Raw genomic sequence first — 20,925 nt, 5'->3', positions numbered from 1 at the left:
CATACGACCCACCGCACCTTTGGGTAACATAGCCCTATGTCGAACCGCTACATCGGTCAACCCATGAAGCGCCTCGAGGATGGCAAGCTGGTGCGGGGCCAGGGGCAGTACCTGGCCGACCTACCCTCCGAAAACCTGCTGCACCTGGTGCTGGTGCGCAGCCCCTACGCGCACGCCCGGCTGGTCTCGGTGGACACCACCGAGGCCCGGCAGTGCCCCGGCGTGGTGGGGGTTTACACCTCGAGCGACCTCCCCGAGCTGTACGCCCCGGCCTCGGTGCCGCGCGATGCCCAGGGGGCTTTGCACCCCCTCTTGGCCCGCGAGCGGGTGCGCTACGCGGGGGAGCCGGTGGTGGCGGTGCTGGCGACCTCCGAGGCCCTGGCCCACGACGCCGCCCAGAATGTCTGGGTGGAGTACGAGCCGCTCCCGGCCTATGCCGATGTACGGCAAGCCGAGCAGGCTCCCCCCATCCACCCCCAGCTCCCGAGCAACGTGGCCCTGGCCCGCAAGACCACTTCGGGCGAGGTAGCCCCGGCCTTTGCCCAGGCTCACGCGGTGGTGAGCGCCCGCATGGTGCAACAGCGGGTGGCCCCCAGCCCCCTGGAGCCCCGGGGGGTTCTGGCCAGCTGGGACGGCATCCGCGAGGCCCTCACGGTATGGTCGAGCACCCAGATGCCCCACGACCTGCGCAGCGCAATAGCCGAGCGGCTGGGACTGGCCGAGAACCAGGTACGGGTGATCACCCCCGACGTGGGCGGGGCCTTTGGGGCCAAAATTAACGTTTACCCCGAGGAAATTCTGGTGGCCTACCTGGCCCGTCGCCTGGGGCGAAGCGTGCGCTGGCTGGAGGGGCGCAGCGAAAGCTTTGGGGCCACCATCCACGGGCGGGCCCAGGTGGCCGAGCTGGAGATGGCCTTCGACGCCGAGGGAAAAATCCTGGGGCTGCGCGGGCGGGTGGTGGCCGACCTGGGGGCCTATGCCCTCGAGACCACCCTGGGCAACGCCCCCGGCACCATCCTGATGCTGCAGGGCCCCTACGAGATTCCGGCGGTGGAGCTCGAGATGGTGGGTGTCTACACCAACGCCACCCCCACCGGGGCCTACCGGGGGGCCGGGCGGCCCGAGGCCACCTACTACCTCGAGCGCCTGATGGACATGGGCGCGCGGGCGCTGGGCCTCGACCCCGCCGAGATCCGCCGCAGGAACTTCATCACCGGGCCCTTCCCCTACAAAACCCGCACCGGCGCCAGGTACGACTCCGGGGCCTACGGCGAGGTGTTGCAAAAGCTGCTGGAGGTAAGCAACTACCCGCAGCTCCGGGCAGAACAGGCCCAGGCCCGCCAGCAGGGCCGGCTGCTGGGCATCGGGCTTTGCAGCTACGTGGAGATCACGGGGTATGGCTGGGAGACCGGCGGCGTGCGCATCAACCCCGACGGCAGCGCGGTGATCTTCACCGGCACCTCGCCCCACGGCCAGGGCACCCAGAACGCCTTTGTGCAGATCGTGGCCGAGCGGCTGGGCCTGCCGCCTGAGCGCATAAGCGTGGTGCAGGGCGATACCCTGGCGGTTCCCTACGGCATGGGCACCGCCGGCAGCCGCACCCTCTCGGTAGGGGGCTCGGCCGTGCTGAAGGCCGCCGATATAGTTCGTGACAAGGTGACCCGCATTGCCGCCCACCTCCTGGAGGCTGCCCCCGAGGACATCGAGCTGCTCGAGCAGGGCTGGGGGGTGCGCGGCACCGACAGAGCCGTGCCCATGGAGCAGGTGATCGCCACCGCCTTCAGCCCCCGCAAGCTGCCACCCGGCCTGGAGCCGGGCCTCGAGGGCCACGCCAGCTTTGCCCTCAGAGACGCCAACTACCCCTTTGGGGCCCACCTGGCCTTGGTGGAGGTAGACCCCGAGACCGGCCAGGTGCGTATTCTGCGCTACATCGCGGTGGACGACTGCGGGGTGGTGATCAACCCCCTGCTCTTCGAGGGCCAGCAGCACGGCGGCATCGCCCAGGGCATCGGGCAGGCCCTCTACGAGGGCATCGTCTACGACCAGGAAGGGCAGAACCGCACCGCCAACTACCTGGAGTACGCCCTGCCCAAAGCCGACCAGATGCCCCCGCTGGAGCCCCACCGCCACCAGACCCCCTCCCCCACCAACCCCCTGGGGGTGAAGGGCGTGGGCGAGGCCGGGGCCATCGCCGCCACCCCGGCGGTGGTGAACGCGGTGCTGGACGCGCTGGGCATCGCTCATCTGGACATGCCGCTCACGCCCGAAAAGGTCTGGCGGGCCCTTGCCCACCCCGCCATGCCGGCAAGGCCCCGATGAAGAGCCGGGCCAGGGTTGAGATTGAAGCCACTGACATGATCCCCGAGTAAGGAGACCTATGACCTTAGCCGAGCTGCAAGCCCTCGACCGCACCGACCCCCTGGCCCCCAAACGGGCGGAGTTCCTGCTACCCGAAGGGGTCATCTACCTCGACGGCAACTCGCTGGGGGCCCTGCCCAAGCGGGTGGTGGCCCGCATGGAACAGGTAGTACAGGCCGAGTGGGGCCAGAGCCTGATCAAAAGCTGGAACCTGCACGGCTGGATTGACCTGCCCCAGCGGGTCGGGGCCAGGATCGCCCGGCTGATTGGGGCCGAGCCCGACGAGGTAATCGCCGCCGACTCGACCTCGGTCAACCTGTTCAAGGTGCTGCTGGCCGCCCTCAAGCTGCGCCCCGGACGTAGGGTTATCGTTTCGGACATCGACAACTTCCCCACCGACCTCTACATCGCCCAGGGCATCGCCGAGCTTCTGGGTGGGTATGAGCTGCGCTTTGTAACAAAAGACCGGCTCGAGGAGGCCCTCGACGAGCAGACCGCGGTACTCATGCTGACCGAGGTGGACTACCGCACCGGCTACCTCTACGACATGGCCCGGCTCACCGGGCTGGCCCAGCAAAAAGGTGCGCTGGTCATCTGGGATCTGGCCCACAGCGCGGGGGCCCTTCCGGTGCACCTCAACCGGCACGGGGTGGATTTTGCCGTGGGTTGCGGCTACAAGTACCTCAATGGCGGCCCGGGGGCGCCCGCCTTCGTGTTCGTGGCGCGGCGGCATCAGCCGGTGACCACCCCCTTCCTCTCCGGCTGGATGGGGCACCAGGCCCCCTTCGCTTTTGTGCCCGGGTACGTGGCCGCCGAGGACATCCGGCGCCTGACGGTGGGGACGCCCGGTGTGCTCTCGATGAGCGCGCTGGACGCAGCGCTCGAGGTCTTCGATGGCGTGGACATGGAGCAGGTGCGGCAAAAGTCGCTACAGCTCACCGATTTCTTCATCGAGCTGATGGAGCCGCTGGCCGCCCGTTATGGCTTCCAACTGGTCACGCCGCGTGAGCACGACCGGCGCGGCAGCCAGGTGGCCTACCGGCACCCTGAGGGCTACGCCATTATGCAGGCCCTGATCAGCCAGGGCGTGATCGGCGACTTCCGCGCCCCCGACATCCTGCGTTTCGGCTTTACCCCGCTGTACCTGCGCTACGAGGATGTCTACCACGCGGTGCAAAGGCTGGCCCAGGTCATGCAAAGCGGGCTATGGCAGGAGGCGCGCTTCCAGGAAAGGGCCAAGGTGACCTGATGAAAGACCCCACCTACCACACCGCCCACACCGACTTCCGCCACGACCTCTCCTATGGCGACTACCTGCACCTGGAAGAAGTTCTGGCGGCCCAGCAGCCCCTTACCAAGGCCCACGACGAGATGCTCTTCATCGTCATCCACCAGGTACAGGAGCTGTGGATGAAGCTGATCATCCACGAGCTGCAAAGCGCCATGGGCCTTCTGGCACAGGGGATCATCGACCCGGCGCTGAAGATGCTGACCCGGGTCTGCCGCGCCCAGGAGCAGATGAGCTCGAGCTGGGAGGTGCTCAAGACCATGACCCCCGCCGATTACCTCGAGTTCCGCTCGGCCTTTGGCCGGGCCTCGGGGTTTCAGTCGTACCAGTACCGCCTGATCGAGTTCCTGCTGGGCAACAAAGAACCCTTCATGATGAAGCCCCACCAGCACAAACCCGAACACCACCACCGGCTGGAAGAGGCCCTAAAAGCCCCCAGCCTCTACGACCTGGCCTTGCGCCTGGTGGCGGCTCGAGGCCTGGCAGTTCCCGCCGAGGTGCTGGAGCGCGACTACAGCCAGCCTTACCAGCCCAGCGAGGCCGTCCGCAATGCCTGGCTGCAAGTCTACCGCCAGACCGCCCTCTACTGGGACTTGTACTACCTGGCCGAGAAACTGCTGGACGTGGAGGACAACTTCCGCCGCTGGCGCTTCAACCATCTGACCGCGGTAGAGCGCATCATCGGCTACAAGCAAGGCACCGGCGGCACCGCAGGGGTTCCCTATCTCAAACGAGCGCTGGAAATCGTACTCTTCCCCGAGCTATGGCAGGTGCGTACCGCGCTCTAGCTCGAGCGCAGGAAAGGTGAACCACCCCCATCTGCCGGCCTGCCGGGCCCGGCCGGGAATCAGAACGGCACCACCGGCCCCTGATCAGACCCCCTTTGGTTTTTGAAGCCGTTGCCCTCGGCCGGTTTGCCATAGCCCAGCAGCATCTCGCGGTCGGGAATCAGCCGGGCCTCGAGCCAGTCCAGCTCCCGCAGAACCGGCAGGGCCTCCTCCGCGGCCCGCACCTCCCGGGCCTCCACCAGCGCCCAGCCGCCCGGCCCCCGCACCTTGAGCTGCACCGGCAACGGCCCGGCCACCTCGTCGAGCCGGCTGCGCAAGTCCAGGAGTTTTTCCTCGTCCAGCAGGGCCAGGTCGAGCTCGAGCTCCAGCACCTTGGGCAGGCCCTCGAGCTCGTGGTAGGGAAACACCTCCTGGGCCACCACCCGCAGGGTCTCACCCTCGCCGTCGGGCTCCACCTCCACCGCCACCAGCACCGCGGCATCCTCGGCAATGCGCGGGGATATGGTCTCGTAGGCCCGGCCAAAGGCCACCACCTCCACCGCGCCGGTCTCGTCGGCCAGGGTGAAGCGCACCAGCATCCCCCCCGATTTGGTGGGCTTGCGCACAATGCCCTCCACCATACCGGCCAGCAGCAGCCGCGCGCGGTTGCGGTTGCCCTTGTGTTCGGCAAAGGCCTGGGGCAGCTCCTCCAACGTGCAGCTCGCGGCTTCGCGCAGGCCCTCGTAGCGCGAGAGGGGGTGCCCGGTCACGTAGATGCCCAGGGCCTCTTTCTCCATGCGAAGCTGGGTGATGGCGTCCAGCTGAGGAGCTGCCGGAATCACCGGCTCGAGCGACTCGCCAAACAGGCCCATCATCCCCGACTGGGCCTGCTCGCGCTCGGCCTGGGCCCACTTCAGCAGGTCGTCGAGGGCGGCCAGCATGGGGCCTCGAGGCCCAAAGGCATCGAAGGCCCCGGCCTTGATCAAGGACTCCACCACCCGCTTGTTGGCCACGGTGCCATCGAGCCGCCGCAGGAAGTCCGCCAGCGATTTGTACGGCCCGCCCCGCTCGCGTTCCCGCAAAATGAGCTCGGTTGGGGTCTCGCCCACGTTCTTAACCGCCGACAACCCAAACAGCACGCTCTTTTCCAGGGCCCGGAAGCTAAAACCCGACTGGTTGATATCGGGGGGCAGCACCTCCACCCCGGCCGCTCTAGCCGCCCGGATGTACTCGGCCACCTTGTCGGAGTCGTGGCGTTCCACCGTGAGCACCGCAGCGAAGAACTCCACCGGGAAGTGGGCTTTCACGTAGGCGGTCTGGTAGGTCAGGATGGCATAGGCCGCGGCGTGGCTCTTGTTGAAGCCGTAGTTGGCGAAGGCCTCGAGCAGGTCGAACAGCCGGTCGGCTTCCTCGGCGGGGATGCCGTTCTTGGCCGCCCCCTCCTTGAACTGCGCCCGCTGCTTGACCATCTCCTCCATCTTCTTCTTGCCCATGGCCCGGCGCAGCAGGTCGGCCTCCCCCAGGCTGTAGCCGGCCACCGCGGTGGCAATCTGCATGATCTGCTCCTGGTAAACCGGAATCCCGTAGGTCTCCTCCAGGATGGGCCGAATGAACTTCTCGGCGTTGGGGAATTGCGGGTAGCTCACCTCCTCCCGCCCGTGGTGGCGGCGGATGTAGGTGGGGATGTTCTCCATGGGGCCGGGCCGGTACAGCGCCCCCAGGGCGATGATGTCCTGGATGCGGCGCGGCTTGAGCCCCCGCACCGCGCTGGTCATGCCGGCCGAGTCGAGCTGGAAGACCCCTTTGGTCTCCCCCCGGCCCAGCAGCTCGAAGGTTTTGGCGTCGTCGATGGGCAGGTTGTCGTAGTCGAGCTCGACCCCCTTGGACTCCTTGATGATGCGCTTGCACTCGTCCAAAAACGAGAGCGTGCGCAGACCCAGAAAGTCCATCTTGAGGAAGCCCAGGGCCTCCACCGAGCCCATGTCGTACTGGGTGACCTTGGCCCCGGTGTCCCCGGCCCGCATCAGGGGGATGTAGTCGCGCAAGGGCACGTCCGCGATGACCACCCCGGCGGCGTGCACGCTGCTCTGGCGCGAGAGGCCCTCGAGCTTCTGGGCCACCTCGAGCACCCGCTTCACCAGGGGGTCTTTTTCCATCTCGGCCCGCAGGTCGGGGATGGTTTCAATCGCCTTGTCCAGCGGCATCGGCTTGCCGAAGGTCACCGGGATGAGCTTGGCCAGCTCGTCGGCTTTTTTGACCGGGAGGCCAAACACCCGCGCCGCATCCTTGATGGCCGCCTTGGAGGCCAGCGTGCCGAAGGTGCCGATCTGGGCCACCATCTCGTCGCCGTAGCGCTGGCGCACGTACTCGATCACCTCACCCCGGCGCACGTCCGAGAAGTCGGTGTCGATGTCGGGCATGGAGACCCGGGCCGGGTTGAGGAAGCGCTCGAAGAGCAGGTTGTACTCCAGGGGGTCGATGTTGGTAATGCGGGTGGCATAGGTCACCAGCGAGCCCGCCGCCGAGCCGCGGCCCGGCCCCACCGAGATGCCGTTGTTCTTGGCCCAGTTGATGAAATCGCTCACGATGAGCAAGTAGCCCGGAAAGCCCATGCGCTCCACCACGGTCAGTTCGTAGATGGCGCGGGACAGGATGGCCCAGCCGTCCCACTGGATGCCTTCCCGGAGTTCGGGCAGGTGGGCCCGGGTGGCCTCGAGATCCTCGATGCGGGCCAGCTCGAGGGCCAGCACCTCCCCGTCCCCATGCGGCACCGGCCGGCCCAGCTTGCGTAGGAACTCCCGGTACAGCTCGGGGGTCACCCGGTCGGGGTAGCGCTTGAGCAGTCCGTTGAAGGTAAGCTCGCGGAAATAAACCACCTCGGTACGGCCCTCGGGCAAGGGGTACTTGGGGATGCGGTACTGCACCTTCTTGGGCACCAGCTCCACATTGCACATCCGCCCAATGTTCACCGAGTTGTCGAACAGCTCATCCATGCGGCTGCCCCAGAGGGTTTTTTCGTCCTCAAAGGTTCGGCGCATCTCCTCGGGGCTCTTGACGTAGAACTCGTCGCAGGGAAACTTCCAGCGGTCCGGGTCGTCCCAGGTGGCCTTGGACTGCACCGCCAGCAACACCGCGTGGGCCTCGGCGTCTTCTTTCCTGACGTAGTGCCCGTCGTTGGTAGCCACCAGGCCCAGGCCGTACTTATCGGCGAACTCCTTCAGCACCCTGTTCACCTTGTGCTGCTCGGCCAGGCCGTGGTTCTGTATTTCGATAAAGTAGCGTTCCGGGCCGAAGATCGCAAGGTACTCCTGCAGGCGCTTTTCGGCTTCCTCAAAGCGCTCCTGCAGGATGAACTGGGGAATCTCGGCCCCCAGGCAGCCCGAAAGCGCGATGATACCGGCGTTGTGTTCGCGCAAAATCTCGCGGTCGATGCGGGGTTTGCCGTAGAAGCCCTCGAGGTAGGCCCGGCTGGCCAGGCGGGAGAGGTTCTGGTAGCCCTCCATGTTCTGCGCCAGCAGCGTAAGGTGAAAGTAACCGCCATCCAGCCCCTTGCCCTGCTTGCGGTCGAAGCGCGACTCCGCCGCCACATAGGCCTCGTAGCCGATGATCGGCTTGACCCCCAGCTCGGTGGCGTACTTGTAAAACTGCACCGCCCCGAACATGTTGCCGTGGTCGGTCATGGCCAGCATGGGCTCCTCGGGCGAGACCTGCTTGACCCAGTGCAAGAGGTCTTTGAGCCGGGCCGCCCCGTCCAGCAGGCTAAACTGGGTGTGCTGGTGCAGGTGGGCGAATTTACAGGTTGGACAGGTTTTGGGATCGTGCTTTTGCCCGGATGAATTAAGCTCGCTCGCCATTCTGCGGGCATCATAACGCAAATCGGGAACCCAATGGTGAAGCCGGGCAAGTCCCCCTACCCTCATTGCATGAACTCGGACGCAACCGAGCAAACCTTGCGAAGGGGCCGGCGGTGCCCGCGATTAACCTGAGCGGGCTTTTATGGTTACAATCATCGGGTGCAAAGGGTTTTTATTGAGGAAATCGCAAAGTACGACGGGCAAGAGGTCATCATCCGGGGCTGGCTGACCGGCCGGCGCTCCAAGGGCAAGATTCACTTTTTGCAGCTGCGCGACGGCACCGGCTTCATGCAGGCCACCGCCTTCAAGGGCGAGCTGCCCGAGGCCGAGTTCGAGGAGGCCGACCACCTACCCCAGGAAACCGCCCTGGAAGTGCGCGGGCTGGTGCGGGCCGATAGCCGGGCCCCCGGCGGCTATGAGCTTTCGGTGCGGGGACTCAAGGTGATCTCCCGGCCCAGCCGGGAATACCCCATTACCCCCAAGGAACACGGGGTGGACTTCCTGATGGATCACCGCCACCTCTACCTGCGCCACCGGCGGGCCTGGGCGGTGCTGCGGGTGCGCGACGAGCTCGAGCGGGCCATCCACGACTTCTTCCACGCGCGGGGCTTTGTCCGGCTGGATGCCCCCATCCTGACCCCCAACGCCGTGGAGGGCACCACCGACCTGTTCGAGGTGGATCTGTTCGACGGGGAAAAAGCCTACCTCTCGCAGTCGGGCCAGCTCTACGCCGAGGCCGGGGCCATGGCCTTTGGCAAGGTGTATACCTTTGGCCCCACCTTCCGCGCCGAGCGCAGCAAAACCCGGCGGCACCTTTTAGAGTTCTGGATGATTGAGCCGGAGGTGGCCTTCATGACCCACGAGGAGAATATGCAGCTCCAGGAAGAGCTGGTGGCCTACCTGGTGGGGCGGGTGCTGGAAAACAGAAAGCTCGAGCTCGAGATGCTTGAGCGCGACACCAGGGTGCTGGAAACCACCACCCAGGGCCATTACCCCCGCATCCCCTACACCCAGGCCGTGGAAATGGTCAACCAGATCGCCCAGAGCAAGCCCGAGCTGGGGCTTACCCCCCTGCAGTGGGGCGACGACTTCGGGGCCCCCCACGAAGCCGCCCTCACCGCGCAGTTCGACCGGCCCATTTTCGTAGAGAAGTACCCGGCGGCCATCAAGGCCTTCTACATGCAGCCCGACCCCGACGACCCCCGCCTGGTCAAAAACGCCGATATGCTGGCCCCCGAAGGGGTGGGCGAGATCATTGGGGGCTCGGAGCGCATCCACGACCCCGAGCTCTTGCGCCAGAAGATCCGGGAGCACCACCTGCCCGAAGAGGTTTTCGACTGGTACATGGATTTAAGGCTCTTTGGGACGGTGCCCCACGCCGGGTTTGGGATTGGCCTCGAGCGCACCGTGCGCTGGATCTGCGGAATTGAGCACATCCGCGAGGCCATCCCCTTCCCGCGCATGTACACCCGGATGCGGCCCTAGCCCTAGCCGCTGTTGTTGGGCCGCTGGGCGCGCTTGAAGATCAGGGCCTCCCCCACCCGGCCCTCGAGCATCCCCACCGCCGGCGAGGCGGCAATCTGGGCACAAAAAGGCACGTCGGCCTCGAGGCCCACCTGGCGCAGGGCCTGGGCCGCGCCGGATAAGTGGAGGGGCTCGAGGGGGTCGGGGTAGGCCCGGCGCGTGGTGAGGGCTGTCAGGGCCCCGTCCTCGAGATCGTATGAGCCCATAATCTGCAAGAACTCGGCCAGCACCCCCGCTGTGTAGACGTCGTCCAGGCCAATCCGGCCTTCCTTGCCAGCACACAGAATAGCCACTTCCTCGGTGGCCAGCTGGTGGGCCAGGCGGGCCGCAGCATGGGCGTTGAAGAGCGAGGCCAGCAGCACGTGCTTGGCGCTCTTGGCCGCCAGGTGCGCGGTGCGGGTGCCGTTGGTGGTGCTCATCACCACAATTTTGCCGCCCACCGGTGCTTCCAGGGCCTCCCGCGGCGAGTTGCCATAGTCAAAGCCCGCGGGTTTTAGCCCCCCTTCCTCCCCGGCCAGCACCACGTCGGTATCGCGAAAAGCCCGGGCGCTCTCCAGGTTGGGGGTAAGGTACAAAGCCTCGGCCCCTGCTTCCAAAAAGGCCGTGGCGGTGGTGGTGGCCCGAATCACATCCACCACCAAAACCACATCGGTATAGCTCAGGTTTTCCTGGGGAACTAGATCAGCCCGCAAACGCATATTTTTTCCTCATCAACTGACGCCGCTTGGCGACCAGAAGGAGCCACCCATTCCGGAAGTGGGGGGTTGTTGGCTGAGGCATCCATGAGAACGAGGGGCATCATAAGGGATAACCCCGCGGTTATGAAAGTGACCTCGAGGATTGACATGCCAGAAGCTGATCCCAGGTGACGGACACAACAGCGGCAGAACGGTGCAGACCGGGTCGCACGCGATGATCTTTATCGCAGACCAAACAAAACCTCTTCCAGCCCCGCTGGATCGAGGATTTCCACAAAACCAGAGCCCACCTTAACCAGCTGCTCCTCGCGAAGGGCATGTAGTACGCGGGTCACGGTTTCGCGGCTGGTTCCAGAAAGCTGGGCCAGCTCCTGGTGGGTGAGTTTCATCCTGAGCCCGTCGCCGTAGCGCTGCTTGCGGAGCTTGGTCAGGGCGTAGGCCACCCGGCCCCGCGCCTCCTCGAAGGAGAGCACCTCGAGCTCGAGGTCGGCCTCGCGCAGGCGGCGGGCCAGTATGGTGGCCAGGTTGTGCAGGATCTCCGGCCACTTGCGCACCAGACTCCAGTAGGCATCCTGGTACAGCACCAAGAGGACTGAGTCAACGGTGGTTTCAGCCGAGGCACTGCGGGGCTGATCGTCCAGCAGGCTCATCTCGCCGAAGACCTCCCCGGGGCCCAGGTAAGCGAACATCCGTTCCCGGCCATCCAGATAGGTGCGAAAAATGCGAACCTGACCGCTTTGCACAATATAAAGCGCAGCCCCCATATCCCCTGCTTCAAATATCAGCTTACCCGCGGGGTAGTTGCGGGTCACAAAGGCCTCTCGGGCCACCTCGATGGCCTGGGGAGGCACCCCCTGGAAAAGCGGGGTCTTGGCAAGTACCTGTGTGTCTGCCAGCATCAGGTACACTCTACAAGGGTGCGTAACGCTTTGCCAATAGTAGATAACACACCGGTGCTGGAAGTCAGCAATTTGAGCTTTTCCTACGATGAAGTCGGCCTTTTTCAAAATCTCAGCTTCACGCTTGATACAGGACAGGTTCGGGTAATCCTAGGCCCCTCGGGCAGCGGCAAAACCACCCTTCTACACCTGCTGGCGGGCCTGTTGCACATCCAGCAGGGCGACATCCGCTGGCAGGGACAGAGCATTCGCGGCCAGAGCGAGGAGGCCCTGGCCCAGCGCAGGCTACGCTTCACCGGTCTGGTCTTTCAACACCACTACCTGCAGGCCGAGCTCACCGCACTGGAGAACATCCTGGTGCCAGGGTACCTGGCCGGGGCGGTGGATATTGCCTGGGGCCGGGAGCTGCTGCAGCGAATTGGGCTGCTCGAGCGGGCCCACCTGCGCCCCCAAGCCCTCTCGGGTGGTGAGCGGCAGCGGATTGCGGTGGCCCGGGCCCTCTACAACCGGCCCAAGCTGCTCCTCGCCGACGAGCCCACAGGCAGCCTGGATCGGCGCAACGCCGAGCGAATCTGGGAGCTGATGCTGAGCCTGGCCCAGGATCTGGGCACGGCGGTGATCGTCGCCACGCACGACGAGCACCTGGTACGGGGGCTCCCCGAGCTACGCCTGGGCTGATACTGGATGTGAATAACCGTCACCAACAAACCCCAGGCGGCTTTTCAAGGGTGCAGGGGCGTGAGGTTGCCCAAAGCACGGTATATACCGGAGAAAGCAAATACCGCAAGAGGCTTTTTGAAGCCTACCCGCTACACTCGGTGAAAAAAGCGTGTCCCCTTGGTCGGGTTGATCTGCCGCCTTCCAGCGGTGAACCAACCGGATTTATACCAGATTCGGTTAGTTCGTCACCGAATGGTGGCGAACTAACCCGACCGAAGGGAGTGCTCTAGGATTCAAAAAGATAGCCTCTTAATGTTTTTGTGTTTGGAGATTATCTTTTTGAATCCGGTATTAGTCTGATCGGGGCTCAGAAAGGGCCATAAAGTTAAGCAGGCGCTGGGTCACCTGGTGGCTATGTGCAACCTGGCGGGCCAGGCCGGGGCCGGCCAGGTAGCCGCCGCTGAGGAAGAGGCCGGGGGCGTGCACCAGGGCCTGCTCAAGGGCTGCAACCCGGCGGGTGTGGCCCGGCGCAAACTGCGGCCGGGAGAAGGGCTGGCGGAACACCCAGGCGGCCAAGGGGTGGGCTGGGGCCTGTAGAAACCTGGACAAATCCTGCTGCGCTAAACGTGAAAGTTCGGTGTCGGCGCGACGGGCCACCTCCCCAGCAAACTGCACACGGGCCAGCACCAGCCCGGAATCGAGCGGGGTCTGCCGGAGGGCGGTTCCGGTGTAGCCTTCGGCTTTGGCCCAGTAGTAATCAACCGGCCCTTCCATGGGCTGGGCGGGGCGGTAAAGCAGAAACACCTTCGCGCTGTGCTGATAGGGAAACTGATTGAGCCAGGTGGTTAGCTGAGGGGATGAAGGCCGAAACACCCTGGCTGCCTGGGGTGCTGGGAGCGCAACCACCACCGCCTCAGCCTCGAGCCGACCCCCCGGCACATGCACCACCCAGCGGCCGGCCTGGTGGGTGACGGCCAGGGCTTCCTGCCCAACAAATATGCGGGCTTTTTGTTGCAAGCGGGTAGCCAGCGCCTGCACCAGGCCACCCATCCCATCAAGCAGGTGCCACTGCCCCTGGGCCCGGAGCCTCCGGCTGCCAGCCATCACCCCCCCCTGCAGCTCGAGCTGCGGCAGGGCCGGGCAGGCCTCCACGGTCGCAGCCTCCCCAGCCGGCCCACCCAGCATCGCTTCCATATAGGGGGCCAGCACCTCCCAGACTTCCGGGCCCAGCCTCCGGCAAAAAAAGGCATCCACCGGCTCATCCCTGAGCGCAGCCGGGGCCACCCAGCGTTCGGTAGCCAGCCGCCACTTGGTTCTGCGGCTAAAAGGTAGCGTCGAAAGCTGGTGCAGGCCGAAGCCTGTGGCCGGGTTGAGGCCCGGGGGCAGCACCCAGTCCCGACCCCGACAGCGCACTACCTGTGGCCGGTGGGGCTGGGGCCGGGGCTCGAGGCCCAGGTGCCTGCACAACCCCAGCAGGGTATCCGGTTCTTCCTCGAAGTATTCATCCCCCAGCTCGAGGGCCTGGCCCTCCAGCTGCGCCGTTTGGTTGTAGCCCCCCAGGCGATGGGTGGCCTCGAGCAGGCTCACCTCGAGCCCGGCCTCGGCCACCCAGTAGGCCACAGCCAGCCCCGAAAGCCCCCCACCCACGACGACCACCCGGCTCATCTTGCAACCTCGCATCCACAGCCCACCTGGGCCAGCGCCCGGTGGACGGGCCGCCCTCCATACCTAGCTTCATTGCCCCGCAAACCTTCGCACACCGCAGTCAAACCCTTGCACACCCGCCGATTTTATACTGCCACCAATCCAACTTCGAATCCGCGGCAAAACATAATAGGCGGGACGCCAGCCATGATAGGTGCAAAGCGTGCTAGCATAGACCCACCAGCAGTTTTGCGACCACCGTTTGGACGTAAGCTGCCCCAGAGGAGTCTGCATGAAACTAAAACACCTGCTATTCCTGATAACAACCCTCGGATCGCTGGGTGTGGCACAGTCCGACCCCGTGGTCGCCACCGTTGCCAACACCACCATCACCAAAAGCCAGCTGGAGCTGCGTTTTGGCATCTACATACGCGATTCCGAGCGGCAGCACGGCCTTTCTTATAACGAAGAAGTGCTGGCCGTACTCAAAAAGCGCTTTCTGGAGCTTGTGGCCCGCGAACGGGCCATTATTCTTAGGGCGGAAGCGGCGGGCTTCGCCGCCTCCAAAGAAGAGGTGCAAGCAGCCGTTGCAGAGGTCAAAGCCGACTTTGACAGCGAAGAGGAGTTTGCCCAGGCCTTGGAAGAGGCGGGCATTCCGAGCCTCGAGGTCTACCACACCTTGGTATACGAGGCACTGACCTACAACGCCTATTTCGAGCACCTCCTCAAGCAGCTAAAAACCAGCGATCCAGCGCTGCGCCTGCTTTATCTCGTGTCCAAATCGGAGTTTGCTTTACCCAAGCGATACTGCTCCGCCCACATTCTGGTCGACACCGCCCAGGAGGCCCGTCAGGTCATCGCCCGGCTGGGCAAGGGTGAAAAGTTTGCCGATCTGGCCAAGGCGCTTTCAAAAGACCCCGGCAGTAAAGAGGAGGGTGGCGACCTCGGCTGCGAACCCAGGGGCACCTTTGTTGCTCCTTTCGAACGAGCCCTCATCGCGCTGCAACCGGGCGAGAGCTCCAAGGTGCCGGTCAAAACCGAGTTCGGCTACCACATCATCCTGCTTAAGCGGGTCGAGGCCGCTGGCTTCCAGAGTTTTGAGGAGGTTAGGGCCGATCTAGATCAAACCGTCCGAAACAGCGCAATGCACAAGCTGCTTCTGTGGATAGAGAAGGGCACCCCCATCCAGCTCTTTCCGGAAAACCTGTAAGACTTGGTTAGTTCGGCGCCGGAGGGCGATACTGCCCCTTGGAAGGGAGTCCTCTAGGATTCAAAAAGATAGCCTCTGAATGTTTTTTGTTTGCAGATTATCTTTTTGAATCCGGTATCACCCGCCCCTGTTTTTCAAAGTCTTTGATCGCTTTTCCAGCAACACCAGGCGCACGAAATGCAGCAGCCTTGGGAAGCGCCCCCAGCGCCGTCGATCCAGGGCAATTCGCACCAACCACTCGATCTTGAGCCGCTGGGCCCAGAGCGGCGCCCGCTTGACCTCCCCGGCCAGCACATCGATCATGCCCCCCACGCCGATAGCGACCTTGGCCGCCAGGCGGGCCTTGTTGCGATGAATAAAGGTATCCTGCCGCTCCCCCATCCCCACCACCAAGAGGTCGGGCTGGGCCTGCCGGATGGCCTCCAGCACCGCCTCTTCATCGGAAAAATAGCCGTCCTGAACCCCACACACCTGGATGCCCCAGCGGGCCCGGGCGTTTTGGGCGGCCCGGCCGGCTACGCCGGGGGCTGCCCCCAGAAAGTAGACCCGCAACCTCGAGCCAAAGCGCTCAAAAACCGCTGGCAGAATCTCTGAACCGGGCACCCGGTCGCGCAGGCGGTGTCCGGTGAGCAGGCGCACAGCCCAGACAATCCCAACCCCATCCGCCGTGATCAGCTCGCACTCCCGCAGGGCTTGCTGGAGGGCCGGCTCGGCCTGGGCCCGCACCACCGCCTCCGGGTTGGTGGTGATGATCTGGGCGCAATGGGGGCCCGGCTGGGCTATGCGGTTTTCGATCCAGTCCAGAGTCTGCTCGAGGTCAACCAGATCCACCGGCGTTCCCAGGATCTCTACCCGCTGCATCCCTACCCCGCCTGGAAACAAAACCCAAACCTATCCTTGGTCAGACCGTAGACCTTCGCTTCGAGCACGCGCACCTGTTTCAGCCTCGGCACCACCCCTTCCGCGCTCACCAGGCTGGCCAGGGCCAGCTCTTCGCTGCGCCCCAAAAGATAAAGCTGCCTACCCATCTCGGACTGGAAAAGCGACTCTTGCGGATCCGGGAAGGATCTCAGCAGGGCCGTGGCCAGGTGCGCGCCCTCCCGCAAGACCCCCACCTTACCCAGGGCCTGGTACAGGCGTTTGGCTATAAAGCCGGCGGCCACCGTGTTAGCCAGACTGGGCTCGAGCCGGCCCTGGATGGCCGCGACCACCGTATCAATCTTGCGCTCGAGGGCCTGGGCCACCACCGCTTTAGCGTTGCGGAAGTAGGCCAGCCCTGTTTCCAACGGCATCCGCTCCAGCGACTCGGCCAACGGCGGGGCCAGCAACACACAGGTTTTTCCCTCCACCTGAAGCCCCGGCAAAGCCTGCAGCGAGAGTCCCCCGTGAAAGCCCTCTGGTGGAACCCCCTCCTGTTCACCCAAAAGCAGCGCACCACCTTCAGCCAGCAGACGCGCTGCTCGCACACTTTTGACAACCCAGACCTCCCGGGCACCGGCCGATAGCAACGCACCCACCAGACTGCCAAAAAAAACATCCACCACAAGCACCGGCTGGGGATACGGGGGACTGGGAATCAAATCTACCCGAAGCGTCACAGCAAAAAAGCCTCCCTCAGGGCCTAAGCCCTACCTGCGGCATTATAACGGGCCGGTAAAAGTCCGCAGTTTTGCCGCGAACCAATACCCTAGCTGCGCAGCAGCAGCACCGGGCCTTCCCCCAGCGGGGGCAGGTCGGCCAGGCTTTCCAGCCCGAAAAGCTCCAGAAACCGGTCGGTGGTTCCATACAGCTTGGGTCGCCCGATGGCCTCTTTCTCCCCCACCACCCGCACCAGCTCCCGTTCCAGCAGGCCCTCGAGCACCCCCTCCACACTCTTGCCGCGCAAGGCTTCCAGCTCGGCCCTGGTCAGGGGCTGCTGGTAAGCAATCAAGGCCAGCACTTCCAGCGCAGCCTTGGAGATTCGCGGCGGGTTGGGGCGCAACACCTGCTCAACCGCGCCCAGGTGTAGGGGGTGTACCACCAGGCGCCACCCACCAGCCACCCGCTCGAGCTGTACTCCTAGGTGCCCATCGGCCAGATCGCGCTCGAGGGCCACCACCGCCCGGGTTAGGGCCTCCTCGCTCCCCAGCGGGCTCAGATCCTGCAGGGAAAGCGGCCGCCCGGCCGCAAACAAAACCGCTAGAAGCTGGGCTTTAAGTTGCTGCAGATCCATACTAGAGACGCTATGTGTAACACCAGGCACCACAGGGGATGTGGTTAATTCACCTTCCTCCGGCCCCGCAAAGGCTATACTAGGCCCAGTATGCCAACCTATCAATACAAGGCCAGGGATCGCCAAGGGCGGTTGATCAATGCCGTCATCGAAGCCGATGACATCCGCACAGCAGCCCGCAATTTGCGCGAAAAAGGTCTGTTCATCGCCGAGATCAAGGAGCCTGGTAAGGGCCTGCAGGCCGAGATTAAGCTGCCAGGGCTGGATCCCAAGCCGGGGCTTAAGGATCTGGCCATCTTCAGCCGCCAGCTCGCCACCATGCTCAACGCCGGTCTGCCCATTGTGCAGGCCCTGGCTATTCTGGAACGGCAAACCGAAAAGAAAAAATTCCAGAGCATTCTCAAAGAAATCCGCACTGAGGTGGAGGGGGGGGCCAATTTCAGCGAGGCCCTGAGCAAGCACAGTTTGTTTACCCGCCTTTACATCAACCTGGTGCGGGCCGGCGAGACCTCGGGTACGCTGGATGCCATTCTGGACAGGTTAGCCACCTTCCTGGAAAACGAGCTGGCCCTGCGCGGAAAAATACGCTCGGCCATGACCTACCCAGCCATCGTATTTGTGTTTGCCATCGGGGTGACCTACTTCCTTCTGACTGGCATTGTGCCGCAGTTCGCCCAGATTCTGACCGGCCTGGGCTCCGAGCTGCCGCTCCTGACCCGGGCCCTGATGGGCATCTCCGACTTTTTGCGCCAGAGCACTATCTTTATCGCCTTAATGGCGGTGGCGCTGTACTTTGCTTACCGATCCTACTACCGAACCGACAAAGGCCGGCACCAGATCGACCAGATCAAGCTCAAGCTGCCAGTATTTGGCAACCTGATGAAAAAAAGCGCCCTGGCCCGCTTTTCCCGCACCTTTGGCCTGCTGATCTCGAGCGGCGTAAACATCGTGGAGGCCCTCGACATCACCAAAGGCACAGCGGGCAACGCCATTGTGGAAGATATCCTCGAGCAGACCAAAATCGCCATTCAGGCCGGCGAGCCGGTCTTCACCACCATCCAGGCCCACCCGCAGGTCTTCCCTCCCATGGTCAGCTCGATGATTGCCATTGGGGAAGAGACCGGTGCCCTGGATACCATGTTGCAAAAAATCGCGGACTTCTACGAGCGCGAGGTGGACGAAGCTGTCAGCGCGCTCACAGCAGCCATCGAGCCCCTGATGATTATCTTCCTGGGCCTGGTCGTGGGCGTGATTGTGGCCGGGATGTTCCTGCCGCTCTTCAAAATTATTGGGACGCTCTCATCGCAGTAATCCTCTCTGCGACCTCGGCTGCCACCGGCATGACCGACAATCGGTTGCCCCGGCGAAGCAAAATAAGCTCGTCGGGGCTAAAGTTTTTCCGTAGGAGATCCAGTGTGAGCGGGCACTTGAACTTCTCCACGAAACCCACCCGCACCGTCCACCAGCGCGGATTTTCGGCGGAGCTCCTGGGGTCGAAATAGGGCGAGTTTGGGTCGAACTGGCTGGGATCCACAAGGCCCGTCTCGAGCACCCGGCACAGCCCCACAATACCGGGCGGCTCGGTGCTGGAGTGATAGAAAAAAGCCAGGTCTCCCACCTGCATAGCTTTTAGGAAGTTGCGCGCCTGGTAGTTGCGCACCCCGTCCCAGAGGGTGGTTTTTTGCTTTTCCAGGTCGTCGATGCTAAACACCGCGGGTTCGGACTTGAGCAGCCAGTGGTTCATACCGGGATAGTCTATCTTTAGCCAGACTTTAGATTTTGCTGTCCGGGCCACCAAACTAAACCCCTATTTAGGCTGCCCTTATGCGCGTGGGAGGCGCTTAAGCCAAGATTCAATCATGAAAAGATGGTTCCTGGCTTCTATGCTGGCAACGGCCCTGGCAGGCTGCATCCCCATCGGCACCAATCCCTCCGACGCGCTATTCATCTCCGACCTGCGCTACGAGAGCAACTTCCGCGATGTCAGCGGGCGCTCGTACATCTGCGACAACAAACCCACCACCCTCACCTACAGCTTCCGCTACAACGACTTTGCCCGGATGGCCCGCTGGGATTCAAGGTTGGTGGGCGAGGCGACCGGCCAGGCCACCCACACCCTCAGCATGAACCGCGACAGCGGCGGTTACACCAACCAGAACAACCGCATTACGGTGAACTGGGTTTTGAGCCCGGGCACCGCCCCCTTGAGCCTGGCGCCGCAGAGCATTGTAGTCACCCCGGTGCCCCAGCCCCGCCAGATTGGGGCCACCCGCCTCGAGCTCACCGTCTTTGCAACCAACGGCAGTGCGGCCCGGCTGGTGTTTCCCGGTATTCCGGTGATCGATAACTGCCCCTGAGGCCAGCTTGATAAGCTATAAGCGTGAACTTAAACCTGGGGAAAAAGCCCTTCAAGTCCTCGCCCCGCCCCACCTACACCCAGCCTGCCCGGTCCATCCAGGAGTTGCAGGAGCGGCTGGGCCGGGAGAAGGTGCTGCTCGAGCTCGCCCAGCGGCGCAACTACTCCTACGACGGCATCGCCATGGGCGTAACCCCGGCCCTGGTGGTGCTGCCCACCCATACCGCCGATGTGGTGGAGGTGGTGCGCTTCGCCCAGCGGGTGGGGCTGCCCATTGTGGCCCGGGGGGCGGCCAGCGGGCTCTCGGGGGGGGCGGTGCCCATTCAGGAATCCATTGTGCTCTCCTTTACCCGCATGACCGGGCTCTCGATTGACCCCCAGGCCCGCACCGCCACCGTGCAGCCGGGGGTGGTCACCCAGCAGATTACCGAGCAGGCCCGGCCCTATGGCCTTTGGTACCCCCCCGATCCGGCCTCGCTTCGCACCAGCACCATCGGGGGCAACCTGGCCGAGAACGCCGGGGGACCCCTGTGCTTCAAGTGGGGGGTGACCGGGGATTATGTGGAGGCCCTCGAGTTCGTAGACTTTGCCGGCCAGGTGCACCGCCTGGAGCGCAAGGCCTACGACCTGGCGGGCCTGCTGGTGGGCTCCGAGGGGACGCTGGGCCTGATCACCGAGGCCCGGCTGCGCTTGGAGCCCATCCCCCGCTACACCCGCACCCTGATGGCCATCTTTGGTGAGGTGGGGCAGGCCGCCGAAGCGGTCTCGGAAGCCATTGCGGCGGGGGCGGTGCCGAGCAAGCTCGAGTTCATGGACAACGGCTGCATCAACGCGGTGGAAGACTACCTGAGGCTGGGCCTGCCCCGCGAGGCCGCGGCCATTCTGCTGGTGGACACCGACGGCGACGATCCCATCGTGGTGGAGGAGGAGCTGGCGTGGGTGGCCGAGGCCTGCCAGAAGCACGGGGCTGGCGTGCGGGTGGCCCAGGATTCCGCCGAGAGCGAAGTGCTCTGGAAAGCCCGCCGCTCGGTCTCGCCGGCGATTGGCGCCATCAAGCCCAAGCGTCTGAACGAGGATATAGCCGTACCGCGCTCGAGCCTGCCCGCGGTGGTGCGGGCCATCGAGGCGCTGGGCCGGCAGTACGGCCTGCAGGTGGTGCAGTTTGGACACATCGGCGACGGCAACCTGCACCCCAACGTCCTCTTCGACCCCAGGGTGGACTCCGAGGAGAAGGTCTGGGAACTCCTGCACGAGATCGCCCGGGTGGCCTTGCGGCACGGGGGTGTGCTCTCCGGTGAGCACGGCATCGGCCTCATGAAGCGCGACTTTATGCGCGAAGCGGTAGACCCCGGGACCCTGGGGGCCCTGCGGCGGGTCAAGGCCGCCTTCGACCCGCACAACCGCTTGAATCCTGGCAAAGTGTTGCCCGAGCCCCACTCGCCAGAAGACTGAGCG

Annotated in this window: 17 protein-coding genes; 9 read left to right on the top strand and 8 right to left on the bottom strand. The window is 64.3% G+C overall.

The annotated features are described in order from the left end of the window. Positions 1-36: 36 nt before the first annotated feature. Genes MTAI_RS04440 through kynA form a run of 3 tightly spaced genes read left to right on the top strand, consistent with a single transcriptional unit; the run spans position 37 to position 4,434 of the window. Positions 37-2,319: a xanthine dehydrogenase family protein molybdopterin-binding subunit gene (locus MTAI_RS04440; RefSeq protein WP_027887161.1), complete on the top strand. Its 2,283-nt coding sequence runs from the start codon at positions 37-39 to the stop codon at positions 2,317-2,319. A 58-nt stretch (positions 2,320-2,377) separates the two neighbouring features. Continuing rightward, positions 2,378-3,607: a kynureninase gene (kynU, locus tag MTAI_RS04435; RefSeq protein ID WP_027887160.1), complete on the top strand. Its 1,230-nt coding sequence runs from the start codon at positions 2,378-2,380 to the stop codon at positions 3,605-3,607. Beyond that, the gene (gene kynA, locus MTAI_RS04430; RefSeq protein ID WP_027887159.1) at positions 3,607-4,434 is read left to right on the top strand and encodes a tryptophan 2,3-dioxygenase; all 828 of its coding nucleotides are present in this window, start codon (positions 3,607-3,609) and stop codon (positions 4,432-4,434) included. Before kynU ends, kynA begins: the two co-directional genes overlap by 1 nt. A 59-nt stretch (positions 4,435-4,493) precedes the next feature. Here the strand turns inward: kynA and dnaE are convergent, their stop codons facing one another. Then, on the bottom strand, positions 4,494-8,267 hold the full coding sequence (dnaE, locus tag MTAI_RS04425) for a DNA polymerase III subunit alpha (protein ID WP_027887158.1): 3,774 nt from the start codon (positions 8,265-8,267) through the stop codon (positions 4,494-4,496). A gap of 159 nt (positions 8,268-8,426) precedes the next feature. Between dnaE and asnS the strand changes: the two genes are divergently transcribed. Further along, positions 8,427-9,752 (top strand): asparagine--tRNA ligase, encoded by a 1,326-nt coding sequence (asnS, locus tag MTAI_RS04420; protein ID WP_027887157.1) that lies wholly within the window; start codon positions 8,427-8,429, stop codon positions 9,750-9,752. Positions 9,753-9,754: 2 nt separating this feature from the next. Here asnS and MTAI_RS04415 read toward each other — a convergent pair whose 3' ends face one another. Next, the gene (locus tag MTAI_RS04415) at positions 9,755-10,489 is read right to left on the bottom strand and encodes a 2-phosphosulfolactate phosphatase (protein WP_027887156.1); all 735 of its coding nucleotides are present in this window, start codon (positions 10,487-10,489) and stop codon (positions 9,755-9,757) included. A gap of 221 nt (positions 10,490-10,710) precedes the next feature. Further along, positions 10,711-11,388, bottom strand: a complete 678-nt coding sequence (locus MTAI_RS04410; protein ID WP_027887155.1) for a Crp/Fnr family transcriptional regulator — start codon at positions 11,386-11,388, stop codon at positions 10,711-10,713. A gap of 18 nt (positions 11,389-11,406) precedes the next feature. On the opposite strand from MTAI_RS04410, the gene MTAI_RS04405 reads away from it, so the two are divergent. Further along, positions 11,407-12,066 (top strand): ABC transporter ATP-binding protein, encoded by a 660-nt coding sequence (locus MTAI_RS04405; protein ID WP_223299790.1) that lies wholly within the window; start codon positions 11,407-11,409, stop codon positions 12,064-12,066. A gap of 333 nt (positions 12,067-12,399) precedes the next feature. On the opposite strand, the gene MTAI_RS04400 is transcribed toward MTAI_RS04405, so the two are convergent. Beyond that, positions 12,400-13,713 carry a protoporphyrinogen/coproporphyrinogen oxidase gene (locus MTAI_RS04400; protein ID WP_027887153.1) on the bottom strand — a complete coding sequence of 438 codons (1,314 nt, stop codon included), beginning with the start codon at positions 13,711-13,713 and terminating at the stop codon, positions 12,400-12,402. A gap of 271 nt (positions 13,714-13,984) precedes the next feature. Here MTAI_RS04400 and MTAI_RS04395 point away from each other — a divergent pair, with 271 nt between their 5' ends. Next, positions 13,985-14,902: a peptidylprolyl isomerase gene (locus MTAI_RS04395; RefSeq protein ID WP_027887152.1), complete on the top strand. Its 918-nt coding sequence runs from the start codon at positions 13,985-13,987 to the stop codon at positions 14,900-14,902. Between the two features lie 117 nt (positions 14,903-15,019). On the opposite strand, the gene MTAI_RS04390 is transcribed toward MTAI_RS04395, so the two are convergent. From MTAI_RS04390 to scpB, 3 genes are all read right to left on the bottom strand, one after another. Continuing rightward, complete coding sequence (locus MTAI_RS04390) at positions 15,020-15,763, bottom strand: WecB/TagA/CpsF family glycosyltransferase (RefSeq protein WP_027887151.1); 744 nt, start codon at positions 15,761-15,763, stop codon at positions 15,020-15,022. Between the two features lie 2 nt (positions 15,764-15,765). Then, positions 15,766-16,500 carry a 2-phosphosulfolactate phosphatase gene (locus tag MTAI_RS04385; protein ID WP_043982090.1) on the bottom strand — a complete coding sequence of 245 codons (735 nt, stop codon included), beginning with the start codon at positions 16,498-16,500 and terminating at the stop codon, positions 15,766-15,768. An 89-nt stretch (positions 16,501-16,589) separates the two neighbouring features. Continuing rightward, a complete protein-coding gene (gene scpB / locus MTAI_RS04380; RefSeq protein ID WP_027887149.1) occupies positions 16,590-17,114 on the bottom strand; it encodes an SMC-Scp complex subunit ScpB in 525 nt (174 codons plus the stop codon). Between the two features lie 90 nt (positions 17,115-17,204). Here scpB and pilC point away from each other — a divergent pair, with 90 nt between their 5' ends. Beyond that, positions 17,205-18,425 (top strand): type IV pilus assembly protein PilC, encoded by a 1,221-nt coding sequence (pilC, locus tag MTAI_RS04375; RefSeq protein WP_027887148.1) that lies wholly within the window; start codon positions 17,205-17,207, stop codon positions 18,423-18,425. Here the strand turns inward: pilC and MTAI_RS04370 are convergent. Then, positions 18,400-18,858: an EVE domain-containing protein gene (locus tag MTAI_RS04370; RefSeq protein WP_027887147.1), complete on the bottom strand. Its 459-nt coding sequence runs from the start codon at positions 18,856-18,858 to the stop codon at positions 18,400-18,402. The genes pilC and MTAI_RS04370 overlap by 26 nt on opposite strands. A gap of 115 nt (positions 18,859-18,973) precedes the next feature. On the opposite strand from MTAI_RS04370, the gene MTAI_RS04365 reads away from it, so the two are divergent. After that, positions 18,974-19,471, top strand: a complete 498-nt coding sequence (locus MTAI_RS04365) for a hypothetical protein (RefSeq protein WP_223299791.1) — start codon at positions 18,974-18,976, stop codon at positions 19,469-19,471. A 23-nt stretch (positions 19,472-19,494) separates the two neighbouring features. Further along, positions 19,495-20,922 (top strand): FAD-binding oxidoreductase, encoded by a 1,428-nt coding sequence (locus tag MTAI_RS04360; protein ID WP_027887145.1) that lies wholly within the window; start codon positions 19,495-19,497, stop codon positions 20,920-20,922. Positions 20,923-20,925 lie beyond the last annotated feature (3 nt).

Origin of the sequence: Meiothermus taiwanensis WR-220, assembly GCF_003568585.1 — a bacterium.
In the GTDB taxonomy this organism is placed as follows: Bacteria; Deinococcota; Deinococci; order Deinococcales; family Thermaceae; genus Meiothermus; species Meiothermus taiwanensis.
This window is presented reverse-complemented; position numbering and strand designations above follow the sequence as displayed.